Annotated in this window: 10 protein-coding genes and 1 pseudogene; all 11 read left to right on the forward strand. The window is 64.8% G+C overall.

Annotated elements, in window-relative coordinates; all coding sequences use genetic code 11:
• Positions 1–281, forward strand: a pseudogene (gene sufC / locus B4L36_RS00690) (Fe-S cluster assembly ATPase SufC); the annotation flags it as partial.
• Positions 281–1,624 carry a SufB/SufD family protein gene (locus B4L36_RS00695; RefSeq protein ID WP_292950856.1) on the forward strand — a complete coding sequence of 448 codons (1,344 nt, stop codon included), beginning with the start codon at positions 281–283 and terminating at the stop codon, positions 1,622–1,624. The pseudogene sufC and the gene B4L36_RS00695, both read left to right, overlap by 1 nt.
• Positions 1,621–2,109: a hypothetical protein gene (locus tag B4L36_RS00700; protein WP_292950858.1), complete on the forward strand. Its 489-nt coding sequence runs from the start codon at positions 1,621–1,623 to the stop codon at positions 2,107–2,109. Before B4L36_RS00695 ends, B4L36_RS00700 begins: the two co-directional genes overlap by 4 nt.
• On the forward strand, positions 2,106–2,699 hold the full coding sequence (locus tag B4L36_RS00705) for a YIP1 family protein (RefSeq protein WP_292950860.1): 594 nt from the start codon (positions 2,106–2,108) through the stop codon (positions 2,697–2,699). The genes B4L36_RS00700 and B4L36_RS00705 overlap by 4 nt, the downstream gene beginning before the upstream one ends.
• Positions 2,696–3,907 (forward strand): cysteine desulfurase, encoded by a 1,212-nt coding sequence (locus B4L36_RS00710; protein ID WP_292950862.1) that lies wholly within the window; start codon positions 2,696–2,698, stop codon positions 3,905–3,907. Before B4L36_RS00705 ends, B4L36_RS00710 begins: the two co-directional genes overlap by 4 nt.
• Before the next feature lie 105 nt (positions 3,908–4,012).
• Complete coding sequence (locus B4L36_RS00715; RefSeq protein WP_292950864.1) at positions 4,013–5,227, forward strand: NAD(P)/FAD-dependent oxidoreductase; 1,215 nt, start codon at positions 4,013–4,015, stop codon at positions 5,225–5,227.
• A gap of 159 nt (positions 5,228–5,386) precedes the next feature.
• Positions 5,387–7,573 (forward strand): excinuclease ABC subunit UvrB, encoded by a 2,187-nt coding sequence (gene uvrB / locus B4L36_RS00720; RefSeq protein WP_292950866.1) that lies wholly within the window; start codon positions 5,387–5,389, stop codon positions 7,571–7,573.
• A 198-nt stretch (positions 7,574–7,771) separates the two neighbouring features.
• Positions 7,772–8,080: a hypothetical protein gene (locus B4L36_RS00725; RefSeq protein ID WP_292950868.1), complete on the forward strand. Its 309-nt coding sequence runs from the start codon at positions 7,772–7,774 to the stop codon at positions 8,078–8,080.
• A gap of 303 nt (positions 8,081–8,383) precedes the next feature.
• Positions 8,384–8,692, forward strand: a complete 309-nt coding sequence (locus B4L36_RS00730; protein ID WP_292950870.1) for an ETC complex I subunit — start codon at positions 8,384–8,386, stop codon at positions 8,690–8,692.
• Between the two features lie 439 nt (positions 8,693–9,131).
• Positions 9,132–9,272 carry a hypothetical protein gene (locus B4L36_RS00735; RefSeq protein WP_292950872.1) on the forward strand — a complete coding sequence of 47 codons (141 nt, stop codon included), beginning with the start codon at positions 9,132–9,134 and terminating at the stop codon, positions 9,270–9,272.
• 168 nt (positions 9,273–9,440) lie between these two features.
• The gene (locus B4L36_RS00740) at positions 9,441–9,626 is read left to right on the forward strand and encodes a hypothetical protein (RefSeq protein ID WP_292950874.1); all 186 of its coding nucleotides are present in this window, start codon (positions 9,441–9,443) and stop codon (positions 9,624–9,626) included.
• Positions 9,627–9,783: the final 157 nt, after the last annotated feature.

A 9,783-nucleotide genomic window follows, 5' to 3' on the forward strand; every position in this document is an offset into this window, starting at 1 on the left:
TGCAGATGGCGATGCTGGCGCCGCGCATGTGCATCATGGACGAGACGGATTCCGGCCTTGACGTGGATGCGATGCGGCTGGTCGCGGACGGCGTGAATGCCTTGCGCAGCCCCGACCGCAGCTTTCTGGTCATCACTCACTACCAACGCCTGCTGAATCACATCCAGCCCGACATGGTTCATATCATGTCGAATGGTCGCATCGTGAAAAGTGGTGGTCCTGATCTGGCCTTGCAGGTCGAGGAAGATGGCTATGGCGACCTTCTGGCGGAGGCCGGCTGATGGCTGACGTGGCGGTCAAGACCAAGGAGGTGACGCCGCAGGTCAGCGGCGCGCCGAAGGCCGAGGATGCGTTGCAGGCGCGGCTGGCGGCGCTGGATCTGCCCGCGGGCGGCTTTACCGCGGCTGCGCGCCGGGATGCGCTGGCGCGGTTGCGCGCCATGGGTCTGCCCGGCCCGCGCGATGAATATTGGCGCTATACCGATCCGGCCACGTTCAGTGCGGCGAAGGCCGGGGCGATCGGGATGGAAGCGGACGAAGGACCGGACGGACCCTTGTTCGACGATCTGGACCGGTTGAAGATCGTTTTCGTGGACGGGATCTTTGACGCCGATGCCTCGGACGATCTGGCGCTGGACGGGATCGAGATCGCGTCGCTGTCGCAGGCTGACGGGTCGGGCGAGCATTGGGCGGCCGACCTCTATGGCAGCCTGGAATCGGCCGGGCAGAAGCCCGTCGCGCGTCCCTTTGCGGCGCTGAATACGGCGGCGGCGAAAGACGGCGTGCTGATTCGCGTGACCGGAAGGCCGTCACGTCCGATACATCTGATCTATCGCCGCAGGGACGAGGCGGCCGACGCGACCTGGCATCACCTTGTTCGTGTCGAAGCGGGTGCCGAGGCGACGCTGCTGGAAACCGGCATGGCCGGCGCGCGCACGAATGGCGTGATCGAGGCCGATCTGGCCCGGGGCGCGCGGCTGCATCATGTCGCCGCCCGGCGCGTGGGTCACGAGGCCGTGGGTCTGTCACATATCTTTGCCCGCGTGGCGGCCGAGGCGCAGTTCAAGAGCTTTACCCTGTCGGTCAATGGAACGCTGATGCGGCACGAGGGCGTGATCGAGTTCGTCGGTGACGATGCGGTCGCCCATATCGCCGCGGCGGTTCTGGGCGATGGCAAAAGCGGCCGGTTCCATCATGACGACACCATCTTCATCACCCACGGGGCCGAGCGCTGCGAAAGCCGCCAGGTCTTCAAGAAGGTGCTGAAGAACGGCGCCGTGGGCGTTTTCCAGGGCAAGATTCTGGTCAGGCCCGGCGCGCAGAAGACCGATGGATACCAGATCAGCCAGGCGCTGCTGCTGGACGAACGCAGTCAGTTCCTGGCCAAGCCCGAGCTTGAAATCTATGCCGACGACGTTGTCTGCTCGCATGGATCGACGACCGGTGCGATCGACGAGGAGGCGATGTTCTATCTGCGCTCGCGCGGGGTGCCGAAGGATCGTGCCATCGTATTTCTGGTCCTGTCGTTTCTGGCCGATGCGTTGCAGGAGGTCGAGGATGACGGGTTGCGCGGCCAGATCAACGATCGGCTGGAAGCGTGGCTGACCCGGCACGCGACGCAATGAGGCGCGGCGGCATCCTGCCGCGCATCCTGCAAAGCTGGTGGGCGCCGCGCCGGGTGGTCCGCGGCCTGTCGGACATGCCCGAGCGTGTGAAACTGATCGTGCTGATGGCCGCAATGCTGATTTTCCTGATCGCGCAGGCCCCGGCCCACGCCCGCGCAGCGCAACTGGACCCCTCGGTGCCGCTGGAGGCGCGAATCGGCGGGTCTCTGCTGGCGGTCATGTTCCTGATGCCGCTTCTGGCCTATGCTGTGGCGGCGCTGGTGTCTTTGCTCTCGCGATTCTTTCCCAGGCGGCTGACCCCCGAGGATTCGCGGCTGGCCCTGTTCTGGGCGCTGCTGGCGGTTGCGCCGGCGATGCTGCTGGCGGGTCTGGTTGCGGGACTGATCGGGCCGGGACCGGCGCTGATCGTGACGAACGGCTTGACCGGAATCGGTTTTCTGGTGATCTGGGGCGCCGGCATGGTGGCTTTGGCGAGGAAAGCATGAATTTCGACGATCTGAAGCAACTTTTCGGTCTGACCTTCCGCGATCCGGACGGTGCGGCGGTCATGCTGATCCGCAGCGGGCTGCCGATGCCGGTCCGGTGGATGGCGCTGATCGTGGCGGTCTCTGTCTCGGCCATCCTGTCCTGGCTGTCGGCACAGCTTTTCGTCGTGCCCGAGGCCGAGGCGCAATCGATCATGACCATCAGTTCGCAGCCCCTCGTGATGGCCGGGCTGCAACTGGGTGCGATCGTCCTGGCCTCGCTTCTGATGACCGGCGTCGGGCGCATGTTCGGCGGCGAAGGCCGGTTCGAGGACGCGCTGCTGCTGACCGTCTGGATCGAGATCGTTCTGCTGGTCGTGCAACTGGTGCAGGTGGCGCTGTCGCTGCTGTCGCCCACGATCGCGGGCTTCCTCGGCCTGGCCGCGATCGTGCTGTTCCTGTGGCTGACGGTGCGCTTTACCAAGGTGCTGCATGGTTTCCGCAGCCCGCTGAAAGTCTTTCTGGGCCTGGTTGGCACCGCCTTCGTCGCGGGCTTTGCGCTGTCCTTCCTGGCCGCCGCCTTCGGGTTGATGCCGGATATGGCGCGATGACGTTCGATGTCGCAAGGGTCCGCGCCGATTTCCCCATCCTCGGCACCCAGGTCAACGGCCGCCCGCTGGTCTATCTGGACAGCGGCGCCAGCGCCCAGAAGCCGCGTCAGGTCATCGACGCGATCAGCCGCGCCTACGAGGGCGAATATGCAAATGTGCATCGCGGGCTGCATCACCTGTCCAACCTTGCCACCGACAATTACGAACGGGTCCGCGCCATCATCGCCCGGTTTCTGAACGTCCCGCGCGAGGACGAGATCATCTTTACCAGCGGCTCGACCGAGGGGATCAATCTGGTCAGCTATGGCTGGGCCGCGCCGCGCCTGCGGGCGGGCGACGAGATCGTCCTGTCGGTGCTGGAACACCACGCCAATATCGTGCCCTGGCATTTCCTGCGTGAACGGCAGGGCGTGGTTCTGAAATGGGTCGAACCGGAACCCGATGGCAGTTTGCCGCCGGAAAAGGTGCTGGCCGCAATCGGTCCGAAGACACGGCTGGTCGCGGTCACCCATATGTCCAACGTGACCGGAACCATTGTCGATGTGGGCGCCATCGCGCATGGCACCGATGTGCCGGTGCTGGTCGATGGCTCGCAGGCGGCGGTGCACATGCCGGTCGATCTGTCCGCGATCGGCTGCGATTTCTACTGCATCACCGGACACAAGCTCTACGGCCCCTCGGGATCGGGCGCGATCTGGATCCGGTCGGACCGGCAGGCCGAAATGCGCCCGTTCATGGGCGGGGGCGACATGATCCGGACGGTGACCCGCGAGGCGGTCGACTACGCCGATCCGCCGCTCCGCTTCGAGGCCGGAACGCCCGGCATCGTCAACCAGATCGGTCTGGGCGCTGCGCTGGAATACCTCATGGATCTGGGCATGGACAACATCGCCGCGCATGAACGGATCCTGCGCGATCATGCCCGCGACCGGCTGCGCAGCCTGAACTGGCTGAACGTGCAGGGGGACGCGCCGGGGAAGGGGGCGATCTTCTCGATGACGATGCAGGGCGCGCATGCCCACGATATCTCGACCATTCTCGACAAGAAGGGCATCGCGGTCCGCGCCGGCAGCCATTGTGCCATGCCGCTGATGGACTTCTACGGCATCAACGCCTCGGCCAGGGCCAGCTTCGCGATGTACAACACGACCGGCGATGTGGACGCGCTTGTCGAAGCTTTAAGCTTCTGCCGCGAGCTTTTCGCCTGATTCTTGCAAAGTTCCGGTCCGTCGCCAAAGATCGCCCGACATGTCTTGCGGTGCCGCGGCGAAATCGGGCATCGCTTGCGTCAACCCGAAGAGGAGGCAGCCACCATGTCCGAGATTCTGGTTCTTGGCGCCGGCATGGTCGGGGTCACCACCGCGCTGGCTTTGCAGGAACGCGGCCACGACGTGATGATCGTCGACCGCAACGCGCCGGGCCGCGAGACAAGCTATGGCAATGCCGGCTTGATCCAGACCGAGGCAGTCGAACCCTATGCGATGCCGCTGGCGCCCGGCGCATTGATCCAGATCGCGATGGGGCGGGGCTATGACGTCAAATGGAACATTCCCGGATTGCTGTCGCAAGCGGGCGCGGTTTGGGCCTATGCCCGCAATTCGCTTCCCGCGGCCCACAAGCGCGCCTCGCAGGTCTGGGGCAGGCTGATCCGGCAATCGACCGACCGACATGGCCCCCTGATCGCGGCCGCGGGCGCCGACAACATCATCCGCCGGGACGGCTATATCGAGATCCACCGCACGCCCAGGCGGATGGACAAGGCCCGCAAGGCGGCCGAACGTTTCCGGACCGAATTCGGCGTCGAGGCGAAATTGCTCGACGGCCGCCAATTGCGGGCGCTGGAACCCTCGATCAAGATCGCGGTCGAAGGCGCCACCCACTGGAGCGACAGCTGGAACTGTTCCGATCCCGGCGGGCTGGTGGCGCGCTATGCGGCGCTGTTCGAAAAGCGCGGCGGGCGGATCATCAATGGCGACGCGGGCGATCTGCACCGCAAGGGCGCGGCGTGGATCGCCGACGAGGGCGAAGGTGAACACGCCGTCGTGGCGCTTGGACCCTGGTCGCCGATGATGCTGGCGCGTTTCGGGCTGAAGGTGCCGATGGTCTACAAGCGCGGCTATCACCGTCACTACCACATGGATGCGCCGCCCCATCACCCGATCGCGGATTTCGGCAATTCCGTCGTGATGTCGCCGATGCGGCGCGGCCTGCGCATCGCGACCGCCGCCGAACTGACCAGCCATCCCCGGCTGCTGCCGCCGCAATTGAGCCACGGCGAAGAAGCCGCGAAGGAATTGTTCGACATCGGCGCCCCGGTCGAGGCCGAACCCTGGACCGGCCGCCGCCCATGCATGCCCGACATGCTTCCGGTCGTGGGTCGCGTCCCCGATCAGCCCAATCTCTGGGCGCATTTCGGTCATGGCCATCAGGGCTTCACCCTGGGGCCGGTCACCGCCGAAATCCTTGCGGATCAACTGAACGGTGGCCATGGCTGGCCGGAACTGCAACCGGACCGTCTGAAACGATGATGGGGCCCGGCTTCTTCGTTGTCCAAATACCCGCGGGGGTGAATTGGCCGCAGGCCAAGAGGGGGCGGACAGCCCCCGCCTGATGCAAACCATCCGCGCCCCGGTTGACTTTCGCGCCCGCGCCCACACCTTGTGACTCTGCCTCAGGAAGGGTCGTCCATGGGCCACAACAATACCAGCGCGCCCGTCGCGCGTTTCCCCGAAGTGACCCGCCCCAAGCTCGAGGGCGGAAGGCGTTTCGTCATGCACAGCGAATTCCGGCCCGCCGGCGATCAGCCGACGGCGATCGCGGAACTGGCGCGGGGCGTGACCGAGGGCGAACGCGATCAGGTGCTGCTGGGTGCGACGGGCACCGGCAAGACCTATACCATGGCCAAGGTGATCGAGGAGACGCAGCGCCCGGCGATCATCCTGGCGCCGAACAAGACGCTGGCCGCGCAGCTTTACGGCGAATTCAAGGGCTTCTTTCCCGAAAACGCGGTCGAGTATTTCGTCAGCTACTACGATTACTACCAGCCCGAAGCCTATGTCGCGCGCAGCGATACCTATATCGAAAAGGAATCGCAGATCAACGAGGCGATCGACCGCATGCGCCACAGCGCCACCCGCGCGCTTCTGGAACGCGACGACGTGATCATCGTGGCGTCGGTCAGTTGCATCTACGGCATCGGCTCGGTCGAGACCTATTCGGCGATGACGCAGGACATGGTGGTCGGCGAAAGCTATGACCAGCGCGAATTTCTGGGCCAGCTTGTCGCGCAGCAATACAGGCGTCTGGACGCGGCGTTCCAGCGCGGCGGCTTTCGCGTGCGCGGCGATGTGGTCGAGGTCTGGCCCGCCCACCTGGAAGACCGCGCGTGGCGGTTCGATTTCTTCGGTAACGAGTTGGAGTCGATCACCGAATTCGACCCCCTGACCGGGACCAGGGCGGACACGTTCCGCCAGATCCGGATCTATGCCAACAGCCACTACGTGACCCCGCGCCCGACCATGCAGCAGGCGATCAAGGGCATCAGGAAAGAGCTGCACGACCGCCTGAAGCAGCTTCAGGACGAAGGCAAGCTGCTGGAGGCGCAGCGGCTGGAACAGCGCACCAATTTCGATCTGGAAATGCTCGAGGCGACCGGCGTCTGCAACGGGATCGAGAATTACAGCCGCTACCTGACCGGCCGCGCGCCGGGCGAACCGCCGCCCACCCTGTTCGAATTCATCCCCGACAATGCCATCGTCTTCGCCGATGAATCCCATGTCAGCGTGCCGCAGATCGGCGGCATGTATCGCGGCGACTTCCGGCGCAAGTTCACCCTGGCCGAACACGGGTTCCGCCTGCCATCCTGCATGGACAACCGGCCCCTGAAATTCGAGGAATGGGACGCGATGCGCCCGCAATCGGTCTTCGTCAGCGCCACCCCCGCAACGTGGGAGATGGACCAGACCGGCGGCGTCTTCACCGAACAGGTGATCCGCCCGACCGGGCTCTTGGACCCGCAGATCGAGATTCGGCCCGTCGAGATGCAGGTGGACGATCTGCTGGACGAGGTGCGCCGGGTCACGGCGGCAGGCTATCGCACGCTGGTCACCACGCTGACCAAGCGGATGGCCGAGGATCTGACCGAATACCTGCACGAACAGGGTATCAAGGTCCGCTACATGCACAGCGACATCGACACGATCGAGCGGATCGAGATCCTGCGAGACCTCCGTCTCGGGGCTTTCGACGTGCTGATCGGCATCAACCTGTTGCGCGAGGGGCTGGACATTCCCGAATGTGGGCTGGTGGCGATCCTGGATGCCGACAAGGAAGGCTTCCTGCGCTCGGAAACCTCGCTGATCCAGACCACGGGGCGCGCGGCGCGGAATGTCGACGGCCGCGTCATCATGTATGCCGACCGCATCACCGGCAGCATGGAACGCGCCATCGCCGAGACCGAGCGGCGGCGCGAGAAACAGATCGCCTATAATCAGAAACACGGCATCACCCCCCAGACCGTGCGCAAGAATGTCGAGGATGTTCTGGCCGGGCTGTGGCAGGGCGATACCGATCAGTCGCGTATCACGACCAAAGTCGACAAGCCGATGGTCGGCGCCAATCTTCGGACCCATCTGGAGGCGCTGCGGACGCAGATGCGCAAGGCGGCCGAGAACCTGGAATTCGAGGAAGCCGCGCGTCTGCGCGACGAGGTCAAGCGACTCGAGGCGGTCGATCTGGCGATCTCGGACGATCCGCTTGCGCGTCAATCCGTCATCGAAGAGGCGGCTGCCGCAGCCGTCGGCTCGTCCGGCCGTTCGACCGCCGGCCGCGCCGGCCAACGCGGCGGAAACAAGCGATCGAAGCGGCGGCGCTGAGGCCGGGATAGATGCCGCGCCGCCGCTGCGACCCTTTGGATCGACGAACTGGAGTCGGATCCCGGCCCTGCGGTGCAGGAATGTCAGGCGGGGTGGCGTGACGGGGCGGTGCCATGGGCAGCAAGACGATGGCTGTTTCGGGTGAGAACGCCGCATCCCCGGCGGCGTTGGCAAGAGGATGACAGCAAGGGAAAGCCGATGCGAATGTTCACGATCCTGACGACTGCCGCGGCCATCGTGGCGCCCACTCTGGTAATGGCGTCTTCGGACGAAGCCTGGGACGAATTCCGCACCGATGTCCGCGATGCCTGCAGGGCGCTTGTCGATGCCCCGGAAGGCGCCGACGTCGCGATCGAGGTCAACCCCTTCGGGTCGGAAAGCTATGGCGCGGCGCTGGTCACGGTGGCCTACGAAACCGGAACGGACCGGATGATCTGCATCTACGACAAGCGGGACAAGAGCGCCCAGATGACCGCGCCCTTCCACCCTGGGAATGCCGCGCCCTGACGGGCCGCATCCGCCCTTTCGCAAGGGCAGGTCCGAAGGGGCTGGCACGGCATGATCGTGGATTGCTTCTGCGGCGCGATGGCCAGGCCGGCCTTCCCGGGTGCAATGGGTGATCTTCCATGCGCCGGATGTCGCGGCCCGAGGCAATCTCTTCGGTGCCCGCGTGGCGCGGATGGGACTGTCCCTGCGCACCGCCCCCGATGCGCCGACGCCCGCGCGGATCGCGGTGCGTCGCAGGGCTTGATCCGGGGCGGCGCATTGGCGATAAGCGGCGAAAGACATGTCGCCGGAAAGGTTCGATCCATGCGCGTCCGTATCTACCAGCCTTCCCGCAACGCGATGCAATCGGGATCGCGCAGCAGGGGATGGGTGCTGGAATTTCCGCAGGCCGACCCGCGCGAGATCGACCCGCTGATGGGCTGGACCAGCAGCGACGACACCCAGAGCCAGGTTCGCCTGCGCTTCCAGACCCGCAAACAGGCCGAGGATTATGCCCGCGACAAGGGCCTCGATTACGTCGTTCATGAGCCTCAGAAACGCGCGCCCAACATCCGCCCGCGCGGCTACGGCGAAAATTTCGCGACAGACCGCCGCGCGCCCTGGACGCATTGACGCCGTTGCAGATCGAGGCAAGGTTGGCCCCGCTGACGCAAGGTCGTCGGGAGCAACAAGGATCTGCAGGACCGCCTTTTTCTTTCTGAAACAAGACGATATAAAACATATACCCAAATGCGTGGACACCTAAAGGTGTTTGTAGGATGTCTCTTTTTGTCGATAATGGCGGGGTGATTGGCAAAAACTGGCAATATCAGGCGAGATGCGACCCGTCCATGGCTGTCTGTCAGTATATCCTTTTCAGATTTTGGAAGGCCGTCTTGAGCCGGAGGCAGGTTCAGCGATAACGCGATTCGCTAGCATGGGGCGTTGGGATCACGGGGTCGGGGCGCATAATGCCTTGGCGGCGTGGCAGAGGGCGCGGGCCATGCGGCGTTCCTTCTGCTCTGCGGTGGTGATTTGCCGGCCGAACTAGGCGGCGATCAGCGCGGGAACCATGGGCCAGTTGCCGTGGTCCACTGGCGAGGACGTGATGGACGGGGACGACATCGACGTTGCCGCCTGCCTGCGCATCATCTTCCTGGGGACGTGGAGCAAGGACAAGAGCGTCAGCATCACCGTCGAGAGGGCGGGCTGATGCGCGGGCAGATACCGAACAGCTTCCAGCGCCATGCGCTGGAGCACTTGCCCGGTGCCGTGATGACAGGCAACTGGGTCAACTGGCGAGGCCAAGCGGTCATGTCATGGGCCGAAGTGGACAGGCTCGCCAAGGATGCTACACTGGCAGGGAAAGGAGGCCACACACATGAGTGAGAGAGTTCCGCCGACTGATGCGCAGCAGCAGATCTCGGCCTATGACCGGCAGCTTGCGGAAATAGACAAGCTTTTGGGCGAGGCCCGCAATTACAAGGCCGAGGCCCGCTGGTATGTATGGGTCGTGGCCAGCGGGGGGACGCTGGCAATCGTCGCCTTCGCCAAGCTGTTCCTCTAGCCTCACCAACGACAGCACATCATGGAGCAGCCCGCCCCTGCGAGGGGGCGGGCTGTTTCGTCGTGCGCTGTGCACGATTGCGAAGGAGACCAAGCAATGAAGATCACACTTTCCGACACCAAGCTGTTCGCCGCTGCCACCACGTCATGGCGGGGCC

Origin of the sequence: Paracoccus sp. UBA889 (genome assembly GCA_002294185.1) — a bacterium.
GTDB lineage: Bacteria > Pseudomonadota > Alphaproteobacteria > Rhodobacterales > Rhodobacteraceae > Paracoccus.

Excerpts from the sequence above, each read along its gene's own strand:
- B4L36_RS00695 (WP_292950856.1), top strand. The coding sequence starts at position 281 with ATGGCTGACGTGGCGGTCAAGACCAAGGAGGTGACGCCGCAGGTCAGC.
- B4L36_RS00700 (WP_292950858.1), top strand. The coding sequence starts at position 1,621 with ATGAGGCGCGGCGGCATCCTGCCGCGCATCCTGCAAAGCTGGTGGGCG.
- B4L36_RS00705 (WP_292950860.1), top strand. The coding sequence starts at position 2,106 with ATGAATTTCGACGATCTGAAGCAACTTTTCGGTCTGACCTTCCGCGAT.
- B4L36_RS00710 (WP_292950862.1), top strand. The coding sequence starts at position 2,696 with ATGACGTTCGATGTCGCAAGGGTCCGCGCCGATTTCCCCATCCTCGGC.
- B4L36_RS00715 (WP_292950864.1), top strand. The coding sequence starts at position 4,013 with ATGTCCGAGATTCTGGTTCTTGGCGCCGGCATGGTCGGGGTCACCACC.
- uvrB (WP_292950866.1), top strand. The coding sequence starts at position 5,387 with ATGGGCCACAACAATACCAGCGCGCCCGTCGCGCGTTTCCCCGAAGTG.
- B4L36_RS00725 (WP_292950868.1), top strand. The coding sequence starts at position 7,772 with ATGCGAATGTTCACGATCCTGACGACTGCCGCGGCCATCGTGGCGCCC.
- B4L36_RS00730 (WP_292950870.1), top strand. The coding sequence starts at position 8,384 with ATGCGCGTCCGTATCTACCAGCCTTCCCGCAACGCGATGCAATCGGGA.
- B4L36_RS00735 (WP_292950872.1), top strand. The coding sequence starts at position 9,132 with ATGGGCCAGTTGCCGTGGTCCACTGGCGAGGACGTGATGGACGGGGAC.
- B4L36_RS00740 (WP_292950874.1), top strand. The coding sequence starts at position 9,441 with ATGAGTGAGAGAGTTCCGCCGACTGATGCGCAGCAGCAGATCTCGGCC.